19 protein-coding genes are annotated in these 20,645 nt (G+C 48.8%); 8 read left to right on the forward strand and 11 right to left on the reverse strand.

Annotation, left to right across the window (positions count from 1 at the left end):
- Window positions 1-159: 159 nt before the first annotated feature.
- The gene (locus tag ACLHR0_RS10475; RefSeq protein WP_429048236.1) at window positions 160-576 is read left to right on the forward strand and encodes a hypothetical protein; all 417 of its coding nucleotides are present in this window, start codon (window positions 160-162) and stop codon (window positions 574-576) included.
- Here ACLHR0_RS10475 and ACLHR0_RS10480 read toward each other — a convergent pair whose 3' ends face one another.
- From ACLHR0_RS10480 to ACLHR0_RS10490, 3 genes are read right to left on the reverse strand one after another with little or no spacing between them, the layout of a single operon-like run.
- Window positions 577-2,463, reverse strand: a complete 1,887-nt coding sequence (locus ACLHR0_RS10480) for a CocE/NonD family hydrolase (RefSeq protein WP_436486377.1) — start codon at window positions 2,461-2,463, stop codon at window positions 577-579.
- A gap of 30 nt (window positions 2,464-2,493) precedes the next feature.
- Entirely contained in the window at window positions 2,494-3,966 is a 1,473-nt protein-coding gene (locus ACLHR0_RS10485) for a RagB/SusD family nutrient uptake outer membrane protein (RefSeq protein WP_436486379.1), read from the reverse strand.
- 12 nt (window positions 3,967-3,978) lie between these two features.
- The gene (locus tag ACLHR0_RS10490) at window positions 3,979-7,239 is read right to left on the reverse strand and encodes a SusC/RagA family TonB-linked outer membrane protein (protein WP_436486381.1); all 3,261 of its coding nucleotides are present in this window, start codon (window positions 7,237-7,239) and stop codon (window positions 3,979-3,981) included.
- A gap of 424 nt (window positions 7,240-7,663) precedes the next feature.
- Between ACLHR0_RS10490 and ACLHR0_RS10495 the strand changes: the two genes are divergently transcribed.
- Window positions 7,664-10,072: an FtsX-like permease family protein gene (locus ACLHR0_RS10495; protein WP_436486383.1), complete on the forward strand. Its 2,409-nt coding sequence runs from the start codon at window positions 7,664-7,666 to the stop codon at window positions 10,070-10,072.
- A gap of 43 nt (window positions 10,073-10,115) precedes the next feature.
- Here the strand turns inward: ACLHR0_RS10495 and ACLHR0_RS10500 are convergent, their stop codons facing one another.
- Genes ACLHR0_RS10500 through ACLHR0_RS10510 form a run of 3 tightly spaced genes read right to left on the reverse strand, consistent with a single transcriptional unit; the run spans window position 10,116 to window position 12,117 of the window.
- Window positions 10,116-10,418, reverse strand: coding sequence for a hypothetical protein (locus ACLHR0_RS10500; RefSeq protein WP_370910820.1), 303 nt, complete (start codon window positions 10,416-10,418; stop codon window positions 10,116-10,118).
- A 14-nt stretch (window positions 10,419-10,432) separates the two neighbouring features.
- Window positions 10,433-11,332, reverse strand: coding sequence for a DUF6929 family protein (locus ACLHR0_RS10505; RefSeq protein ID WP_436486386.1), 900 nt, complete (start codon window positions 11,330-11,332; stop codon window positions 10,433-10,435).
- A gap of 11 nt (window positions 11,333-11,343) precedes the next feature.
- Window positions 11,344-12,117 (reverse strand): GDSL-type esterase/lipase family protein, encoded by a 774-nt coding sequence (locus ACLHR0_RS10510; RefSeq protein ID WP_429048245.1) that lies wholly within the window; start codon window positions 12,115-12,117, stop codon window positions 11,344-11,346.
- Between the two features lie 151 nt (window positions 12,118-12,268).
- On the opposite strand from ACLHR0_RS10510, the gene ACLHR0_RS10515 reads away from it, so the two are divergent.
- Together ACLHR0_RS10515 and ACLHR0_RS10520 are read left to right on the forward strand one after the other, a co-directional pair.
- A complete protein-coding gene (locus tag ACLHR0_RS10515; RefSeq protein ID WP_436486389.1) occupies window positions 12,269-12,598 on the forward strand; it encodes an ArsR/SmtB family transcription factor in 330 nt (109 codons plus the stop codon).
- A 34-nt stretch (window positions 12,599-12,632) separates the two neighbouring features.
- Window positions 12,633-13,076 (forward strand): SRPBCC family protein, encoded by a 444-nt coding sequence (locus ACLHR0_RS10520; RefSeq protein ID WP_429048248.1) that lies wholly within the window; start codon window positions 12,633-12,635, stop codon window positions 13,074-13,076.
- Window positions 13,077-13,117: 41 nt separating this feature from the next.
- Here the strand turns inward: ACLHR0_RS10520 and ACLHR0_RS10525 are convergent, their stop codons facing one another.
- Window positions 13,118-13,783 (reverse strand): YiiX family permuted papain-like enzyme, encoded by a 666-nt coding sequence (locus ACLHR0_RS10525; RefSeq protein WP_436486391.1) that lies wholly within the window; start codon window positions 13,781-13,783, stop codon window positions 13,118-13,120.
- 51 nt (window positions 13,784-13,834) lie between these two features.
- Here ACLHR0_RS10525 and ACLHR0_RS10530 point away from each other — a divergent pair, with 51 nt between their 5' ends.
- Window positions 13,835-14,371, forward strand: a complete 537-nt coding sequence (locus tag ACLHR0_RS10530) for a GNAT family N-acetyltransferase (protein ID WP_429048250.1) — start codon at window positions 13,835-13,837, stop codon at window positions 14,369-14,371.
- Between the two features lie 30 nt (window positions 14,372-14,401).
- Here ACLHR0_RS10530 and ACLHR0_RS10535 read toward each other — a convergent pair whose 3' ends face one another.
- The 4 genes from ACLHR0_RS10535 to ACLHR0_RS10550 all read right to left on the reverse strand — a co-directional run bounded on the left by ACLHR0_RS10535 (window position 14,402) and on the right by ACLHR0_RS10550 (window position 17,643).
- Complete coding sequence (locus ACLHR0_RS10535; protein WP_436486394.1) at window positions 14,402-15,037, reverse strand: murein L,D-transpeptidase catalytic domain-containing protein; 636 nt, start codon at window positions 15,035-15,037, stop codon at window positions 14,402-14,404.
- Between the two features lie 159 nt (window positions 15,038-15,196).
- Window positions 15,197-15,559, reverse strand: coding sequence for a hypothetical protein (locus ACLHR0_RS10540; protein WP_436486396.1), 363 nt, complete (start codon window positions 15,557-15,559; stop codon window positions 15,197-15,199).
- Between the two features lie 42 nt (window positions 15,560-15,601).
- The gene (locus ACLHR0_RS10545) at window positions 15,602-16,507 is read right to left on the reverse strand and encodes an SMP-30/gluconolactonase/LRE family protein (RefSeq protein WP_436486397.1); all 906 of its coding nucleotides are present in this window, start codon (window positions 16,505-16,507) and stop codon (window positions 15,602-15,604) included.
- Between the two features lie 308 nt (window positions 16,508-16,815).
- Complete coding sequence (locus tag ACLHR0_RS10550) at window positions 16,816-17,643, reverse strand: helix-turn-helix domain-containing protein (protein WP_436486399.1); 828 nt, start codon at window positions 17,641-17,643, stop codon at window positions 16,816-16,818.
- A gap of 129 nt (window positions 17,644-17,772) precedes the next feature.
- On the opposite strand from ACLHR0_RS10550, the gene ACLHR0_RS10555 reads away from it, so the two are divergent.
- The 3 genes from ACLHR0_RS10555 to ACLHR0_RS10565 are packed head-to-tail and all read left to right on the forward strand — an operon-like array spanning window position 17,773 to window position 20,634.
- Complete coding sequence (locus ACLHR0_RS10555; protein WP_436486401.1) at window positions 17,773-18,753, forward strand: NAD-dependent epimerase/dehydratase family protein; 981 nt, start codon at window positions 17,773-17,775, stop codon at window positions 18,751-18,753.
- Window positions 18,750-19,517: a DUF1295 domain-containing protein gene (locus ACLHR0_RS10560; protein ID WP_436486403.1), complete on the forward strand. Its 768-nt coding sequence runs from the start codon at window positions 18,750-18,752 to the stop codon at window positions 19,515-19,517. The genes ACLHR0_RS10555 and ACLHR0_RS10560 overlap by 4 nt, the downstream gene beginning before the upstream one ends.
- A 10-nt stretch (window positions 19,518-19,527) precedes the next feature.
- On the forward strand, window positions 19,528-20,634 hold the full coding sequence (locus tag ACLHR0_RS10565; protein ID WP_436486405.1) for an ABC transporter permease: 1,107 nt from the start codon (window positions 19,528-19,530) through the stop codon (window positions 20,632-20,634).
- The last annotated feature ends 11 nt before the right edge of the window (window positions 20,635-20,645 follow it).

Raw genomic sequence — 20,645 nt, forward strand, 5'->3', positions numbered from 1 at the left:
ACGATGCTACAGAGAAGCGCCTCTTTTGACCATATTTACTCTTCATTAAGAGCACGAATCCCACAACTGTCAACACCTTAGTAATTGTAAACACCGCCATTGCCGTAGAGCGATCTATACGCATGGGGAACAATTTGTTGATATTTAAAGATACGGAATATGAATAGTATATACTCGCTTATAGTGAGCTGTTTTCTCTCCATGGCCTGCAGCAATGCAAAGCCCAACCAAACAAACGGGAAAATCACCGGCCGCTGGCAACCCGTAAAATCGGTGATGAGCTGCGTAGAAGACGGCAAAAAAACTTTTGATAAAACAGATTCCAGTTTCAGTCCTAACGACGTAATGGTTTTTAAAGATAACGGCATGCTGGAAGACGGCGGCCAGCGATACGAGGCCTATACGCTTGACCGTCGCACCAAAGAACTCACGCTCCAGGAAGGCGGCGGCTATGGCATCACCTTTAAAATCCGGACCATGAACCCCGAGGAACTGGTCATCTTCCGGGAAGATGAAGAAATCTTTAAAAATAAAAAACGGCAGATGAAACTTGAAATCTACTTCCGCCGCATATAGTCATTTCAGCACCGGCAATATAATGCCGGAAGGATGCGCCTCATCATGATAAATACGGATGGTTTCCTTTATAAAATCCTTTTCTGTTGCTTCATAAATATTGATGAACTGCTGCGGATTACGGTCGGCTAAAGGAAACCAGCTGCTTTGCACCTGGATCATCAGCCGGTGGCCTTTCTGAAAAGTATGCGCTACATCCGGCAGCTGGAACTTCACCTGCGTTACTTTGCCCGGAATAAAAGGCACGGGCTTCTCAAAACTCTCCCGGAAACGGCCGCGGAATATATCCCCCCGTACCAGCATCTGGTAACCACCCAGCGGATAAGGCCCGCCGGCATCACGGGTTTTATTTGGCGGCGGCGTATCCGCATAGCGGAAATCATCCGGGAACACATCTATCACTTTTACCACAAAATCCGCATCACTACCGGTTATGCTTACACGAAGATCAACGGTTACAGGACCTCCAATAGTCAGGTTGTCCGTAAGCGTATCGGTTTCAAAAGTCAGCACGTCCGCACGGCGCGACGCAAAACGCTGGTCATCGGTCATATAATCCCTTGTACGGATGTAATGCACGTCCTGCGTATAGGGTACCGGATGCGCCGGATCACTCACATACTCGCTAAAGCCGGTACCACCTTTATCCCACGACAGCCCACCACTCTGCCGTAAAAAAATCTCCTTTTCCGTTGCCACCGGCGGCCATTTGCTGAACTGATGCCATTTGTTTTCCCCGCTGAAAAAGATATTCGCTTCTGCGAGATCTGACAGATTTCCTTTTCCTTTGAGATAATAATTAAAGAAAGGCACTTCTATCTGCTCCTGGTACCAGGTTGCCGTATTACTTCCAAACTGAACATGCCCCAGGCGCGTACCATCATTGCCGGCCCACTGCCCATGATACCAGGGTCCCATCACCAGCTTATTGAAATGGGTGGCCGGGTTTTGTTGCTCTATCGCCTTATATAAATTCCAGGCGCCATAACAATCTTCTGCATCAAATAATCCGCCTACCACCAGCACTGCCGGCTTTATCTGCGCTACATAATTCCGCGGGTCGCGTTCCTTCCACCACCCGTCGTATTGCGGGTGCGCGATGAGTTCTTTCCAGAAAGCAAGACTATCGCCGGTTAGCCGGGTAAAATTCCTGATGGTCCCTATCTTCAGAAAAGTGCTGTAGTTATCAGCGCAGGGCAGCTTCAACGCCTGCACAGGCGCTGTAGATACGGGCGACGGATGCGGATAGCCAAAGCCTTTGGTATAAAAACCAAAGCAATCCATCAGGAAAAAAGCGCCGTTGTGATGAAAATCATCGCCGTGGAACCAGTCGGTCACCGGCGCCTGCGGACTCACCGCCTTCAATGCCGGGTGCCCGCTCAATGCCGCCATAGTAGTATAAAAGCCGGGATACGAAATACCCAGGGCGCCTACCTTGCCATTGTTGCCCGGTACATTTTCCAGCAGCCAGTCGATGGTATCGTATGTATCGCTGGCTTCATCAATTTCGCGCCCCTTCTTCCCCGGGATAAAAGGGCGGATATCTTTAAACTGTCCTTCACTCATCCAGCGGCCGCGTACATCCTGGATCACGATGATATACTTTTCTTCCGCATAGCTTTTCCAGTAAGTATTCCAGAGATTAGGCGTAAACGCCACTCCATAAGGCGCGGCAGAATAAGGTGTACGCGTGATCAAAACAGGATGCTTTTCACTGCTGTCTTTTGGAATATAAATAGCGGTGAAAAGATGTACGCCATCGCGCATGCGGATCTGCCGCTCTTCTTTATAATAATGTTCCTTTACCCATACGGAGTCTCCGGCATGCTGAGCCCCGGCCGGGAGCACGGCAAATGCTCCCAGCAACATAAAAACAAATCGCTTCATCCTGCTCTTTTTAATTCAAACCATCTACCGTCAAGGATTCTGAGGGAAATTGGCTGGATCGTTATGTATATCTATTTCGCTTTGTGGTATAGGAAATAATAGCCTGGCTGGCGTAAGCGCCGGCGTAGTAAGATTATACTCGTTTTTCAGGTGTGCCTGCATAATGGCCAGTCCTTTTGAATAACGGACCAGGTCAAACCAGCGGTTATTCTCAAAGGCCAGTTCTACCCTTCTCTCAGCAAAAACCGCATCCCGGAAACTGGCCTGGTTGGGCAGGTCTGCGGGTGTTTTATCGCCCAGTCCGGCGCGGCGCCTTACCTGGTTAAGAAAGCCAAAAGCGCTGTTGGCGCCGGTAGCAGCGCTATACCCCTGTTCGTTCAATGCCTCTGCCTGGAGCAACAGGATATCGGCATATCGCAATACCGGGAAACTGCTGCCGCCATCACCGGTAGCACCGGGAGCATCTAAATATTTCTTTACATAATTACCGGGTTGCGTAGTAGTGGCATTCTTATATGAAACGGTATCCAGTGAGGCGATCAGCCTTTTGTCGCCGGCTTCATAAGCCGACACAATATCATGTGTGGGGCGGTTGTTGTTAGATCCCCCATAGGCGACACCGTTATAATAGAAAGAAAACGGCACCATGTCGGTGAAGTAGTAGTTGCCTTCAGAGGGATTCAATCCTTTTTTAAAACGGATGGTAAACAACACTTCCGCGTTGATACCGGCAGCCGGGTTATACAAGGCTGCGTAATCCGGCAACAGCGTATATCCGTTCACGTTTTTAAGCACGGTGGTGGCATCATTCCATTTCTTCTCCGTAACATATACTTTCCCCAGCAAACCATTGGCACTACCGGCGGTTACTCTCCCATAGTCGTTCACGTTAGTATACACGGCAGGAAGCAGGGTGGCGGCGGATTGCAGGTCTTTCTCAATTTGCGCATACACTTCCGCAACGTCATTCCGCTTATCATTCAGCGACTCGGTAGTGGTTTCCACCCTTGTTACGAGCGGTACTTTGCCATACAAACGCACCAGGTCGAAGTACACAAATGCCCGCAGGAAAAGGGCTTCGCCCCTGAATTGTTTTTTGGCCGAATCCGGGATAGCGGCAGCATCTATCTGGTCCAGTACTGCGTTAGCACGGGATATCGTGAGATAGGCGCCTGCGTATACATCGGTCAGAAATGGATTGGTAGTGGTTTCGGTGAACAGGTCGATCTGTGAAGCCACGCCGCCTAATGCGCCGCGGTCAAGGATATCGGTGTTATCGCTTCTTACTTCCATCAGGTAGTAGGCCGACTTACCATAGCTGCGCGTGTTCTGCAATCCATCATAGATAGCGTTTACACCCTGCTGGAAATCGCCGGTGGTTTTAAAGAAGGTAGCCGTGGTTTGATTGGATACCGGCGGCAGGTTGATGAAATTTTTACTGCAGGAAGTGATGACCGTTACCAGCGACAAGCCTGCTATTGCTTTTATAATATTTAACTGCATAAGTTCCTGTTTTTAAAATGAAAGATTAATACCTGCGGTGAATGTTCTGGGCAACGGATAGGTACCGTAGTCCTCCCCTTGCGACAAAGGCGCATCGGGCCGTGCATTCACTTCGGGGTTATAACCGGTGTAGTCCGTCCAGGTATAAATGTTTTGCCCCGACAGGTACACCCGCAGGCCCTGGATCTTATTATTAAACAGTCGCTGGTTGAACGTATAACCAATCGTTAAATTACGTAAACGCACATACGAACCATCTTCCACGAAGAAGGAACTCGGCTGCGTGCTGTTGCCGGTGGTAACCCTGTTGGGCCGCATGGAATTGCCATCACCGGGATCTGTGGGTGATTCCCAGTAACCGGTTTCTTCGATCATCTGGTTGGCATTTCCTTCACTGTTATACAGGAAACGACGTTGCAGGTTCATCACTTTATTACCCTGTGAAGCCTGTAATGATACGGTGAGATCAAAACCTTTATAGCGGAATTCGTTGGTGAGTCCCCATATAAATTTCGGAAAGTAGCTACCAATATCTGTTCTGTCGGACGCATCAATTTTCTTATCGTCTGTTACGTCAACAAACCTGCGATCGCCGGGTTTGGTGCTTGCATAATGCGGATAAGCGTCTATTTCCGCCTGGTTTTTGAATACGCCGCCATTTACATAACCATAAAAACTGCCAATGGGCGCACCCACTTTGGTGATGTACAACTGTGAGATGGTACCGTTACCACCGTCGGAGATGATGGGTGCATTATTAGCGCCGAGTTGCAGTACTTCATTTTTATTTGCCGCAATATTAAAGCTGGTGTTCCAGGTAAAAGCACCGGTGAAGTTGCGGGTAGTGAGACTGAATTCCACACCGGAGTTGCGCACCTTACCAATGTTCTTCAACGCTTTACCAAATCCGGAACTCAGTGGTACCGGTACTTCCAGCAGCAGGTTGGAAGTTGTGGCGCGATAGTAATCGGCGCTCAGGTAAATTCTGTTGGAAAGCAAACCGATATCCAGGCCGGCGTTGAGCTGCACCGTTTTTTCCCAGGTGAGGTCGGGGTTGGCTGGTTGCGCCAGTCCCACGCCATTTACCGCGGTGCCGCTTCCGTTGCCTAATACATAACCGTTGGAAGCCAGCAGATCGTATGCTGCGTAGTTGGCAATCTGGAAGTTACCGGAAGTACCATAGCTTACCCTGGCCTTCAGTTCGGAGATGGCTTTTATTTTAAAGAAAGATTCGTTGCTGATGAGCCAACCGCCTGATACTGCGGGGAAGTAGCCCCACTTGTTGTTGGCGCCGAAACGGGAAGATCCGTCGCTGCGGATGCTGGCCGACACAAAGTATTTATCGTCGTAGTTATAGTTAACCCTTCCCAGGTAGGAAAGCAACGACCACTGCGATTCCGTGGAGGTACCGCTGGTGATGGTGGCGGCATTTAACGTTTGTACGGCGTCGTTAGGAAAGCCGGTACCATAGGTTTCGTTGGCTTTGGTGGTATTCTTCTGGGAAGTATATCCTGCCAGCACATCAAACCGGTGTTTGCCGTTGATATTGAACTGGTAGTTCAATGTATTTTCCCAGAGCCAGTTTACAGATAACGCCGTTTGTGCCGATCCTTTGGGGATGGTAGGCGCCGCCTGTTGAATAGGCCGGTAGCTTCCCAGTACGGAAGGCCGGAAATAATTCCTGCTAAAGTGATTGATATCTGTTCCGAAGAAGGTTTTAAACTTCAGTCCTTTGATGATTTCATATTCTCCCCAGGCGCTGCCCAGGTTACGCACGTGATCCAGTTTATCTTTGATCTTTGTTGCCAGCGCTACCGGGTTTTCACCACCGGAGTAGCCATAAGCCCACACGTTCTGCCGGTTGGTGGCCAGTGATCCATCGGGATTATACACGGGGAATACCGGCGAGGCTTTGAGCGCGTTGCTGAGGATACCGTCAAAGGTCCAGGGGCCTTCGCTGTTGATGAGGTCATAATGATCAAAGGTAGGGTTAACGGTAACGCCTATCTTTAAACGGGAAGTAAGTTCCGCAGTGAGATTGGCTCTCAGTCCATACCGTTTATAGCCGGAGCCCAGGATGATCCCCTGCTGATCGAGGTAGTTGCCGGAAATGTAATACTGGAATTTATCGTTGCCGCCGGAGGCCGACAGGGTATGGTTTTGAATGGGCGCTGTTCTGAACAGGGCATCCTGCCAGTCGGTGTTGGTGAGGCCGGGGTTACCTGCGAGGTAAGGCAGTATTTCCGGTGCGATCTGGTAATTGGAACCGCCCCTTGTGGCGTTATCATCCGTGATGCTGCCGGAAGGTTTAAAATCCAGGTAAGCGTTGTTCTTGGCATCGAAGCTGAACCTGGACCACTGATAGGCATCCATCAGCTTTATTTTTTTACTCACCTGTTGAAAACCGGCGTACATGCTGTATCCAAAGGAAGGAGGACCATTTGTTTTTCCTTTTTTGGTGGTGATGAGCACTACGCCGTTGGAAGCGCGGGAGCCGTAAATGGCGGCGGAGGAGGCATCTTTGAGAATGTCTATAGACGCAATATCATCGCTGTTTAAAGTGCTGAGCGGATCAGGGGATTTTTGAAAAGATGCCTGCCCGGTGATGTTTACCATGTCCGTAGCTCCCTGTAAGTTTTTCAGGTCGTTCGACAATGGAATACCATCGATCACATACAGCGGGTCGATGCCTGCGGAGATGGAGTTCAGTCCGCGGATACGTACGCTGATGCTGCCTCCCGGCGCGCCGGTATTCTGTAATACCTGTACCCCTGCTACTTTACCGGCAATGGCCTGTTCAAAGCTGGTTACCGGCTGGTCCTTCAGATCGGCAGCCCGCACAGAGGCTACGGCGCCCGTGATTTCCCTCCGGCGTTGCACGCCGTATCCTACTACTACCACCTGGTTAAGCGAGGAACTGGATTCTTTCAGGACAACTGCCACCGGCTGGTTCTCCCGCAAAGTAATGCTGCCCAGCTGCGCAGGCTCATAACCGATAGAGGTAAACCGGAAGCTGTAAGGGGCGCCAACCACCAGGTCAGGAAAACGAAAGGTACCGCCGGCATTGGTTTGCGTGGATACCGTAGCACCTGAGGCTTCATTTTTGGCGGTGACAGATACGCCCGGCAGCGCTTCGTGCTTTTCATTTTGCACGGTACCGGTAACGCCTGTACGCTTTTCCTGTGCAGCCAGGTATAAGGGAGTTAATAACGTGAGCAGCAGAAGTGTGCTTCTCCATTTTTCTTTTAAAGAACGAAAGTAAAAAGAGTCCATAGGTGATTTTTGAGGCCCTGTGCAGGTTGTTGCCATGCCTGCAGCCATACAGGCACCGTTTCAGATACCTGTTGATTTACCAGGGCCGGTTTATAAAACAGCGGACCATTCATTGGCCGGTGATGCGATATTAGATTTTCAGTTTACAGCGTTAAAAGTAACAACAAGTTTTTAGTCTACCAAATCAATAGACTAATATCCCTGCAGTTATTTTGCGGTAGATAAATTTATCGTGTTGCGGATTGCCCTTATCAATTTAACTCATTTAACCCGGGGAAAAGGGAAAACATTGCCTGTCCGGAAATGAACACTTCTCCCGTAAAAACGGACAACGTAATGGTAGTTGTTATTACATTACGTGTTGATAACCAATAACCAGAAGATTGGCATTTTCTTAGCGCGGAAATAGCCTCAACATTCTTCTATGTTCGGCAACCAATTTAAAATCGCGTGGCGGAATTTCCGCAAGCATCTCACACATGGCCTGTTAAACCTCACCGGTCTCACGCTGGGGCTTACCGGTTGTTTCTTTATTACGTTGTATGTAACTGATGAATACAGCTACGACCGCTGGATACCGGGGCACGAACAGGTGTACCGCGCCGGCATGGAAGTAAAAACCCAAACCAATGATGTGATTGCCTTTGCCCAAACATCAGGTTTCCTGCGACAGGCACTGCTGGTATATCCGCAGGTAACAACCGCCACAAGGATCTTTGAATACGGCAGCAATACAGCGGTGAGCAGCAACAGCGGTGCGCAGAAAAAATTCAATGAGAAAGGCATCTACTTTGCCGACAGTACCCTGCTGGAAGTGCTCCCCTATCCTTTGCTGGCAGGTGATGCCCGCACCGCGATGAACAATGCGGATGGTATTATGCTCACGGAGGAAAAAGCGGAAAAATATTTCGGGAAAGAAAATAATGTCAGTACCTATCTCAATAAAATATTAACCATCAACGAAAAGAACTACCGGGTAACGGGTGTGCTAAAAAATGTGCCCACCAATACTTATTTCCGGCCGGATTTTGTTATTTCCACGGTAAGTGTCCGCAACGAACAATGGTTCCGGCGTAACATGGAAAACTGGCACGGCACCATGACGCATACCTTCTTTAAATTAAGACCCGGCGTGCAATGGGAAGCCTTTGAAAAGCAGATCAGGAACATCGCCTACCAGTATGTGGGCGATGAAATAAAGGCTAACAACCAGGTATATACGCATTTCATCCAGCCGCTTACTACTATTCACCTGCATTCAAACCTCCGGTATGAGCTCAGTAAAAACAGCGATGTATTATATGTGCGGGTATTGTCTTTCGTAGCGTTATTCATCCTGCTGATCGCCGGCATCAATTTCATTAACCTGGCTACTGCCACCGCCAGCAGCAGGGCTAAGGAAGTGGGCGTAAGAAAGGTGATTGGCGCCAACCGCTCCCAGCTGATGCTGCAGTTTATGATTGAAGCGCTGATGATGAGCGTAATGGCATTTGTGCTTACGGCTGTTTTAATAGTCGTGCTGCTGCCTTCTTTCAATCATATTGCAGATAAAACTTTTACGGTGTCACAGTTGTTCCGGCCATCGCTCATTGGCGCGGGTCTTGGCATCAGTGTGGGCATCGGCATACTGGCCGGCATCTATCCGGCTATTATACTTTCAGGATTTAACCCCATGCGTATTATACAACGGTATGGTGCGCAAAAGAAAACGCATTCGCTGCGCAATGTGCTGGTGGTAACCCAGTTTGCTATTTCCATCCTGCTCATTGTGGCCACCATCGTGGTGCACCGGCAGCTGCAATTTATGAAGAGCTTCGATCTGGGCATTGACCAGTCGCAGGTACTGGTGATTCCCGTTACCGGGAAAGATGCCACTGCCAATATTAAAACGCTCCTCGAAAAATTCCGGGGACAGGCAGACGTGATTTCAGTAAGCGCCTCCGGTAATGTGCCCGGCCAGGAGTTTGGCAATAACCTTTTCCGGCTGAAAGGCGACCAGACAAAGCAAACCGACACCAGGCTGCTGTCGGCCGACAATGAATTTTTCCGTACATATAATATCCGGTTGCTGGCAGGCAGGTTAGTTAACATGACGCCGGACACCAGCCAGAAAAGCGGCGATATCATGATCAATGAAGCGGCCCTCCCCTTCTTTGGCTGGAAGAAACCCGAAGATGCACTGGGGCATGAATTTGATTACGGATGGGGTACTGTATGCGGCGTATATAAAGATTTTCATTTTACTTCGCTTCAACGCGGGGTAACGCCGCTGGCCATTTTTTATGATCCTTACTGGCTGAATTATATCAGTGTGAAGATGAATACCCGTAATGCGGCTGCTACTGTAGGGAGACTGGAAAAGACGTGGCAGTCGGTGGTTCCTTCGCTTTCTTTCAATTACTTTTTCCAGGATGAAGCATTTAACCGGCAATACCTGGCGGAACAACGACTGGGATCACTGTTTATGGTCTTTGCTTTGTTTGCTATTGCCATTGCATGTCTTGGGCTATTTGGCCTTGCTTCTTTCACGGCTGCGCAGCGGACCAAAGAAATTGGTATCCGGAAAGTGTTGGGGGCCAGCGTAACGGGCATTGTAAAACTGTTGTCGAAAGATTTCCTGGCATTGGTGGTAATGGCCGCCGTTATTGCATTTCCGGTGGCGTGGTGGGCCATGAGCAGCTGGTTACAGCACTTCGCTTATCGCGTGCCGCTGAATGCGTGGGTATTTATCGTCGCCGGCGGAGGCGCCTTGCTGATTGCCTTGATCACGGTTAGTTTCCAGGCGGTAAAAGCAGCGCTGGCCAATCCAGTGAACAGCCTGCAGGCAGAATAATTGCGGCAAAGGCCTGTACTGTCTAAGTACGGGCCTTTGCTGTCTATTTTGTATAAAACACGATATCGTCTCCATCCGGTTCACTGTCTGCCAGCTGTTCTTCCCAGCCTGCGGGCAATTTAAAGATGGTATGTAAGCCGCCCAGCAGTTCCAGCCAGCCGCTCATTTCATCGGACACTTCCAGGGTTTCGCCCTCCATTGTTTTAAACACCAGGAAGGCTGCTTCTCCCGGGTACGCATATACTTTGTATCCGGCAATATAGGTTACATCATCCCAGAAGATAGTGTTATCAATATCTTCATCATATTTCACATAAAGTGTCCGTTCATCAAATTGTATATCCATAGTGGTAAGATTATTTAGTTTGCAGTAATGGTAAAACTTACTTTAAACAACCGGCTGGCGCCGGCATCATTATCGGATACCAGGTGAAGCGTGAGGATGTTATCCTGTATGCTTTCCAGGCAAATACCTTCTATCTTCTCTCCTTTGAAAGCGGGATCTGCTGCTGTTAAATTGAGCATGCCATCCGGCGTAAGGGTAGTTTGTGATAATTTCCGGGAGATATTACTGATCCAGCCAATATAGCTGTCGCCGATGGCGCCATCGTCGTAAGCATTGGCAGTGGCTTCGGAAGAAAAGGTACACAGTAACAGGTCCTTTTCCGCCACGTAACAAAGTTCCGATATGCCGGTAAATACAGGCGTTGGCGTTAGTAACGTAAACGGTACTACGTTAACCGCCGGTGATGCCTGTTCCCAGAAGCCGGGGACCGTTAGCACCAGCTGGTTCTGCGGCCAGGTGTCGTTACCGCGGTTACTCAGCAGCAACATATTGTTTACCACGGCGGCCCCTTCTATATTCAGTTCATTGATCCCGCTGTTGAGCAGTTGCGTGGTAAAATCCGGCGGATAGGGAATAAACTGCATAGCAGCGGAGTCGTCATCCGGCAGCGGCAGCAGCATCAGCTGACGGCGCTTTTCCGTTGCCAGGGAGCCGGAGGCCATGAGGTAGGTTTTACCATGCAGGTTAATCAGTGCGGAAGCTTCATAGTCGGCCTTTTCCGCTTTTGCAATGCGCTTGCCGCTGATGCCGGGAATGGGAATACTTTTAACGACCTGGTACTCCTTATCCAGCACCTGGATACAGGTGGCATCATCTCCTATGAGATACAACCTGCCGTCATGAAATTCCACTGCGGAGGCAGAAGGAAAATCGGGCAGCAGCAATGTGCAGATGAGTGTGATGACCCCTTTCATGCTATATGTGATTACTTTAAACTGCTCACTACTTTCTTAATAGCCTGTGCCCAGAAGGTTCCCAGCACTTCCGCGCCTTTTGCATTGGGATGCAGCTGGAAAACGCCTGCTTTTCCCTGCTCCTGGATAAACAGTTCCGGGTGCTTCTTAAAATAGTTAAACCCGTCGCGATAACCGGTGAATACCTGGTGTGGATGGCTGGTGCGGTAGCTGGCAACAATAGCGTCCAGCACCGGGAAATAAGACTGCAAACGGGCCTGTCCTTCTGCGAGGTAACGGGAACTGTTTTGTGTGTTGGCACTATACCAGGTGGGATGATGCAAAATGATGATACAGCCGGGATAGTTGGTGAACAGCTGGTCCAGTATGGCTTTTACATTTAACCGGTACTGCTCCGGCGACACCGGTGACCCGTTGGGGCCTTCTATGGCGCTGTCGTTGGTACCTAGCACCATAGAGAACAGGAGGATCGCGTGCTGATCGTTTTTAAATGCATCTGCCGCGGCTACCACGTTATTGAATAAACGACCGGTAGCTGGTAGGAAGTCGACCGTAGTAGAACCGCTTACGCCCTGGTTGCTGTATTGGATCTCCCGGTCCGGCATCGCATGTTTCAGCCATTCCCAGGCCTTTACCGGGGGCGCTTCCTGCAACGGGTGTTGCAAGCCGCCGCCTTGTGTAATGCTGTTGCCGATAAACACGATATCCAGCTTTTTCTTTTGCGCTGCCGCGCCGGCAGCGGTGAGTACCAGGAAGCAAAGGGCGACAGATAATATTCTCATCATGATATAAAAACTTTCAAACTTGTAAAATAACACCTTCACCTGAGAATAAAACATTTTTCCTGAAACACTTTTCCCGGAAATAAATTTTTGCGTAACCAAATGGTTACTTATATTTGTAACCGAAAGGTTACATAACTTAAAAACAATTACCGTGAGAAGAGATGTATTTCAGGCAATAGCAGATCCTACCCGGCGGCAGATCATCGGGTTACTGGCCAACAGTTCCCTGAACCTCAACGCCATTGCTGACAACTTCGATATCAGCAGGCCGGCGATTTCCAAACATATCCGGATACTAACGGAATGCGGGCTGGTCACCATCCGGCAGGAAGGCCGCGAGCGCTTTTGCAGCGCAGATCTCAGGCAGTTAAAAACCGTGGCCGACTGGACAGCCCAGTACCATGAATTCTGGACACAGAAACTGGATGCATTGGAAAACTACCTGGCCAAATCACCTAAGCCCCGCAGGAAAAAACAATAGTCATGTCAATCGTTCATCAATAAAAAAATTCACCATGAGTAACAAACCACTGGTATTCGAACGTACCCTGGACGCCCCCGTTAATGCAGTATGGGAAGCTATTACAGACAAAGACAAAATGAAGCAATGGTATTTTGATCTCGCGGCTTTTAAGCCGGAAAAGGGATTTGAGTTCAGCTTCACAGTAGAAAAAGATAACAAACAATATGTTCATCTTTGTAAAATCACAGACGTGATACCGGGTAAAAAACTCAGTTACACCTGGAAGTACAAAGGCGAACCCGGCGAATCGGAAGTAACGTGGGAGCTGTTTCCCCAAGGTGGGAAAACCAAACTGGTGCTAACGCATACCGGCATTCACAGCTTCGCAGCAGCGAATGATCCTGCCTTTGCCGCCAGCAACTTTAATGAAGGCTGGACTTATATTCTTGGTACCTCTTTACCTGCATTCCTGGAAAAAGAACAGGTAACAAATTAAGTACAACGCCTGATGGAACGATGTTTCATCAGGCGTTTCCTTTATTCTGCCACGGTCACGAGCAATGGGGATTCAAACATGCTTACCGGCGAAATAATTTTCTCCGACAACGGGATATTGTTTCCGTAGATCTCTTTCATTTGCTGCTTTACCGCCGCACTGCCCAGGTCAAAATCTTTCAGCTGCTGCAGCTTGCCTACTTCGAGGCCGGTTCCTTCTTTATAAATTTTCCAGACCAGTTCGGAACAATAGATCCGTTCATCGGACCAGCCAAAATAGAAGTCGTAGTCCTTGCCATTGTATTGCTCCCCTGCTACCTTCATTTTAGCCACCACTTCCGGTGTGAGCACGGTACCAGCATCTTTCAGCCGTTTTATTACAAAATGCCGGCCCTTTCCCCTGTTAATCCATTGCATCAGCGGAGTATATCTTACTGGTTGTAAGGCCTCATATACAAACCACTGATCATCTCTCTTAAAAATTATTCCGCAATGACTATATTTGGAATGTGTTGCCTGTTGAATAGCTGTGCTCAGATCTGACTGGGATACCTGGAAAATGATATCCCCTTCCCGGACAGCCGGAAATGTAGCTGTTAATTTTTTGGAGAGATGTTTGCCCGTGAAAATATAAGACGCCGCCAGTAAGGTACCCGTTACAATGGTGAGCGCCAGTACTGTAAGTATAATTTTTTTGAGACCTGGCATAAACCCGAATTTAAGTAAAAATAGATCCTATTATTATATAACCCATAGAAAATGAACGACATACTTATCGTGCCGGCTATTACAGCTGAAGTGGAACTGTTACAGCAGATAGCCCGGGAAACCTTCCAGGAGAGCTTTGCAGCCGACAATACACCGGAAAACATGAAACAATACCTGCAGGAGAATTTCAGTATTGCCAAATTATCTGCAGAGCTGAGTGAGCCGGATTCGGAATTTTATTTCGCCATGCTCAAAAATCAGCCGATCGGGTATATGAAAGTGAACTTCAGATCTGCACAATCTGAGTTGTACAACAGCCGGGCGGTAGAACTGGAACGCATATACGTTTTAAAGTCGCACCAGGGGAAAAAAGTGGGTCAGCAGCTGTTCAACCAGGCTATGACCCTTGCCATGGAAGCCCGCGCTCCTTTCCTGTGGCTGGGTGTATGGGAGCACAATACCAAAGCCATTGAGTTTTACCGTAAAAACGGCTTTACCGATTTTACCACGCATCCGTTTCAGCTGGGGACTGAGATGCAAACGGATCTTATTATGCGGTTAAACCTGCCGCTGCATAAGCTGCAATAAATTTATTTCAGAAGGATATGGCAAGGCGCGTCACTGGTAAATCCATAACAGCACCGGCCGGGAAGAGGTATCTATATAAGGTTGCAGCGAAGTGAAATAAGCAGGGTTCAATGTAGGACAGCCATCGCTGCGGCAAATACCCTGATCCTGTGCAGCTGCGGGCACACAGGCGTGGCTGTGCAATACTACAAACCGGTCGAACGCACGACTGTTGCTGCTATCCAGCCCATATAATTTATACGCTGTGCCAAACCGGCCACTATACTTGCCGCCTATACGATATTTCCCAAGTGAAGAACAGCGGCTGCCGGGTACATTGGAAAACACCACCTTTTCCGCTCTGAAATCCGGTCCCTGGCCATGCGCCACCAGGCCGCTGCTTTTTATTTTATGATGCAGCAGATCGTAACAGATAAATCTTTTGCCACCGGAAAACACGCTAAAATCTACCAGGAAAGCGTAACGGGTATTATAACCATGTTTCACGGCATACTGTTGCAACGCTTTTGCCTTTTCGTGCAGCCGTGCTTCATCAGGCGCCATTACAAGCTCCTGCGGAGCAGGCAGCAATGATGGTATTGAATGTGTAGTGGTATTTTTTTCTTTACAGGCGGCAAATAAAAGTGCTGCCAACAGCAAAACGCTCCATGCTTTGAACCGTATCATGCTTGTCAGATGCAGCACCACACATTTTCCATAAGCATCCGTAAAAATTGCGATAATCCGCTTTTATCTCCCTTAATTATTAAATCAAAAAAAATCCAGCAGTAAAAATCCGGCTAATCAGTATAATCAGCGTAATCCTGAGCCAAGACAAAATCCGCGTTATTCCCAGATATCTTTGACATGAATGAGGATCGAGTAACGGCCGGTGGGAGGATAATGACCGATGTGCAACTGCGTTTCATCAAAGGGCTGCGGCAGTTTATCTGCATATTGCCCGTATAATTCCTGCACTACTGCAATGGCTTCCGCCTTATTTTCCACTACCCATGATTTGGCGGTCCTGTTATTATCAAACTGCTGGTTAAAGGCTTTCCGGGCAGATTCAGTTTGTTCAAACGGCACTACTTTCAGCGTCCACACCTCTCCTATCTTCTCCGATTGTGCGGGTGTATCCAGGTTGATCTTAAACCTTTCCAATCCCGCAGGATCCAGGGCACGCATGATATCCATCGCAACTGACATAATTATAATTTTTTCTGACCGCAATATTACAACTTCCGGGTGTTATTCAGCGCCTTTTACGTTCATACGGATCGTATAAATGCCTTTACCGGCGGTGATGAACAGGATGTTGTTATCTTTCCCGCCAAAACAGGCGTTGGCGGTCCATTCTGCCGGCACGTGGATCTGCCCGATCTGTTGACCGTTTTTGTTAACGACGGTAACGCCGTTTCCACAGAGATAAAGGTTGCCTTGTTCATCGAGTGCAATGCCATCCGTTGTTTTCTCCGCCAGGAGGTATTGACCGGTTAAACGGCCATCTGCCTGTACGTTATAGCGGTAAACTTTGCCGCCGCCGATATCTGCTATGTATACCAGCTTTCCATCGGGCGTACCGATAATACCATTAGGCTTCTTAATATCTGCCGCGGCTACCACCGCTTCTTTTGCGCCGGGCGCCAGGTAGTAAACATTTTCTTCTTTCATATCGGGTTTCCTGCGCAACCAGTAATCACGCTGATAATAAGGATCCGTGAAATACATACCACCGCCAGGGGCCACCCAAACATCATTGGGACCATTGAACTTATGACCGCCGAAATTATTTACCAGCACTTTTATTTTTCCACTGGGAGAGATGGACCACAACTCGTATTGCTCATCTGCACACGCTACCAGGTTGCCTTTCCCATCAAAATACATCCCGTTGGCCCGGCCTGCTTCCTTCAGGAAAACAGACAGCTTCCCTTTGGTATCATATTTCCAGATCTTATTGTTGGGCTGATCTGTAAAATAGATATTCCCTTTTTTATCGGCCGCAGGGCCTTCTGTAAAGTCGAATTGTTTTGAAACCAGCTTCAGCCGGGCATCTTTAGCCACTGTGGGCGGAAGGGTATCTTTTGTAACCGCACCTGCACCGAGGTAGCAACAGGTAGCCAGTAGTAACGTGGAATAAAATTTTAACCGCATAGTGCTCCGTCAATTTTTACAATTGTAATCAATCCTGCGGAGAATTTTTTCAAAAAATGATGGAGAGAGGGGCTGGTGGAGGAGATCATATTTATTTACAGAGCCGGCTATGTAAATAGCCCGCCTATAGGTAAACATGATATTGATTTTTTGGGGTAACCAACGCTGGATGACATTTTACCCGATTTTAGAATGGCGTTCTATTCCGGTATGGGGATGCTACTCCTATGGAGAAAGGTCGTACGTTGATGGAGCGAAATTATCGTGCTTAATGGCAGGGACATAGTACAAAAGCGACATCTTTTGCTTTATTCCATTATTTTATGGAGCCGTATGGTGTTGGTGAGTTCCTGTTCATGCATAAAGGAAGGGGTTATGCCCGCAAATTTTTTGAAGTCGCGGATAAAGTGCATCTGGTCATAATAACCACTTTTGTAAGCAATTTCGGTCCAGGTTTTCTCGGGAAACAGTTCTTTCAGTTGATAGGCTTTACAGAAGCGGATAAGCCGGGCATATTGCTTGGGCGGCATGCCCAGCCGTTCGGTACATTTCCGTTCAAACTGCCGCAGGCTGAGGCAGGCAAGCGACGCCAGGGCTTCTATCGTTCCGTTACCGCCGGTGCTCACCAGGGCAGCCATTGCTTTGTCCAACGGCAGGATTGGCTTTACCTGGGATATTTTTTTAAGCAGATAAAACTCAACGATACTTATCATGTGCCCCCAATCGTCGGCTTCTTTCAACCGTTCGGTGATTTCATCAATTTCATTACCCATCAACAGGCGGGTGTCAAAATCCTGGTCATATATTTCAGACATGGGAATCCTCAGCAGGCGGTGCAGGCCACCGGGTTGAAAGCCTATGCACAGCGCCAGGTGGCGGCGTCCCATATCCAGGGTTACCGGCTGCTCCTGCGGCCCGATGGTTACACAAATGGTTTTGGTTACATAGTCGCTGTGACCGGCCTTCAATACTTTGATAGGATCTTCCAGGTAAAAAATAATAAACCGCTGATAGGCGGGCACAAACCTGTAAATGTTTGACAGCGCCTTGTTTTGGCTAAAATCTATTTCGTAGATGCCAAAATAACTCACGAGATCCCTCAGGGCCGGATGTGGTTTGTAACTTTTTGATTTCATGGATGTGTGCGGCTATAGGTGCTCAGTACTGTGATCCGCTGAAACAAATATATACAAATATTAAAAAAGACAACCAATGCTACCTATAAGCGTTATCTTATACGGGTTAATTTTATTTTATATTTAAAGATGAAAATTGCGATGACCGGAGCTTCCGGCTATATAGGCAGTGTGCTGGTGCCGCTGCTTTTATCCGAAGGGCATACCCTGCGGTTGCTTACCCGGAAACCGTTGCCGGAAACCACCCCGGAGGGCATAACTTTCGTACAGGGGGAGCTGTTAGCCGAAGCGGCTATCCGCCAGCTCGTAGCAGGTGCGGATGCTGTGATACACCTGGCGGCAGTCATTTCGGTAGATGACCGGCCCGATAAAAACCTTTTTCACATCAATACGGAGGGCACGCGGCTGCTGGCCGCCGCCGCACAACAAGCCGGCGTTAAAAGATTCATTCACCTCAGTTCCGTTACTGCTTACAACCAGGCGCCCTATGATGAACCGATGAATGAAAGCCGCAGCGTGGTAAATACCACGCGGCACGGTTACGACTATTCCAAAGCGGTATCGCAGGCCATTGTGCTGGAATATAACGGCAGCGGCATGGAAGTGGTGGTGCTGGCGCCAACAGCCGTAATGGGGCCGTTCGACCGGCAACCATCGCTGATAGGTAAAGCCATCATTAATATGTATAAAGGAAAAATACCGGCTCTTTTTCCCGGTGGTGTTGATTTCGTTGATGTAAGGGATGTGGCCGGGGCCATTGCAAGCGCATTAACGCGGGGAACCGCCGGCGCTGTATACCTTCTGAGCGGCGAATGGGTATCACTTGTGAGCCTGAACAGGGAAGTTGGCCGGATAAAAGCACGGCCGGTAACGCTGCGGGTAGTACCTTTATGGCTTGTATTCAGCATGCTGCCATTTGTGAGAATGCTGGCAGTGATCAGCGGCGGACCGCCGTTTTATACGCGGCAGTCGGTGTACAACCTGATTTACAGCAGCAAAAAAATTGATCATTCAAAAGCCGCCGCCGAACTCAATTTCAGGCCGCGGCCCTTTACGGAAACCCTTCGGGATACCATTGATTGGTTCAAACAAACAGGCGCTATCAAATGATTGACTATTTACCATCACCAGGTTATGTTGTTTTTGTTTGTTGCTGGGCGCTTACCGGTATTGGCGCGGGCATTTACCTGTTACGCAGGGAGGCGCCTTACGGTCGCTACAGCAGCGATAAATGGGGGCCTATGATCTCGAACAAACTGGCCTGGCTGCTGATGGAAGCCACCGTATTGGTTACCTTCCTTATATGGATCCCGCTCCGTACTTTTCCATGGCGTTCCCCCGCCGGCGTTATGGTGTTGCTTTTCCTGCTGCATTATGTACACCGCAGTTTCGTATATCCGTTTATGATACGTACCAAAGGCAAAAAAATGCCGGTGGTGATTATGTTGTCGGCCATGCTATTTAATACCGTGAATGGTTCCCTGCTGGGCATCTGGTTTACCGCTTTTGACCACTATCCCGATCATACATTTTTTACACCGTCGTTTATCACCGGCCTGTTGTTGTTCCTGGCGGGTATGTTCATCAACTGGTGGTCGGATTACCAGCTGATACACCTGAGGAAAAGAAATGAAACCGGTTATAAGATACCACAGGCGGGGCTTTTCAAATACATCTCCTCTCCTAACCTGGCGGGGGAAATTATTGAATGGGGAGGCTTTGCACTGCTTACCTGGAGCCTGCCGGCGCTGGCCTTTTTTATCTGGACCTGCGCCAACCTGGTGCCCCGTGCAATGGCCAACCACCGCTGGTATCAGCAACAATTCCCGGAATACCCGGCCAACCGGAAAGCATTACTTCCTTTTATCTGGTAACAACCCGCTTATGGCAAAGAAGTACAGTCAGTTTAAAGCAGCATTGGTGATGGCAAAAGCCAGTCTTATTGCTACGCTCCGAAGCCCTACTTCCGTTGTATTTGCCCTCCTGTTCCCCGTTATTTTCGTTACGGTTTTTGGCGCCATGGTAGACAACACCGCCGTAAAAGTAAAGGTCCGGCTATCACCGCACAGCGACAGCGCCAACCCGATGTATGCGGCCATTAAAGCCATCCCTATCTTCGACCTTTCTTATGGCAGCGATTCTGCTGCGATGCTGTCGGATCTGAAAAAAGGAAGGATCGCCGCCGTGCTTTATCTTCATGCGCCCACCGTGGTAAACGGCCTGCCGCAATTCCGGACGGATCTGCTGGGAAGCAGCGCTGTAGCGGATAAAATGCCGCTGATCCAGGCAGCGCTGCAGGAAGCGGCCAGCAAAGTAAACCAACGCATCCTGCCGGATCAGCCGGCGCCGGCATCCATACAGGTGGTGAATATACCCGGACGGGTATACCGCCAGATAGATTTTATTTTACCGGGGCAACTGGGCTTTTCTTTACTCATGGCAGGCGTATTCAGCTCTGCGTTCCTCCTGTTTAACCTCCGGCATACGCTGGTACTGAAACGCATATACGTAACGCCGGTGAGCCGCGCGGCCATCTTGTTGGGTGAAATGCTCAGCCGCTTATTATTCCAGGTCATCTGCTTTATTATCATTACTGCGCTGGGATACTTTGCATTCCAGTTTACGTTGGTAAACGGGCTCCTCACCTTTATGGAAATGCTGCTGCTCTCTGTTTTTGGATTGGTGATTTTTATGGGCATCGGTTTTATTATCAGCGGCATTATCCGCAATGAAAGCTCCATTGCGCCGGTGGCTAATACGCTTACCGTGCCACAGATATTACTTTGCGGATTATTTTTCCCGATAGATAATTACCCGGTGTGGTTGCGCACTTTTTGTGAATTGCTGCCACTAACTTTTTTTGTAGACGGGTTACGCAAAATTGCCTTTGAAGGTTTGCATATCTGGCAGATACCGCTGCAACTCGCGGGCCTGATCGTATGGGGTATACTTATTGCCGGGTTATCGATCCGGTCGTTCAAATGGGAATAACAAATTGGCGC

Source organism: Chitinophaga sp. ARDCPP14 (assembly GCF_051362515.1).
Lineage (GTDB): Bacteria > Bacteroidota > Bacteroidia > Chitinophagales > Chitinophagaceae > Chitinophaga.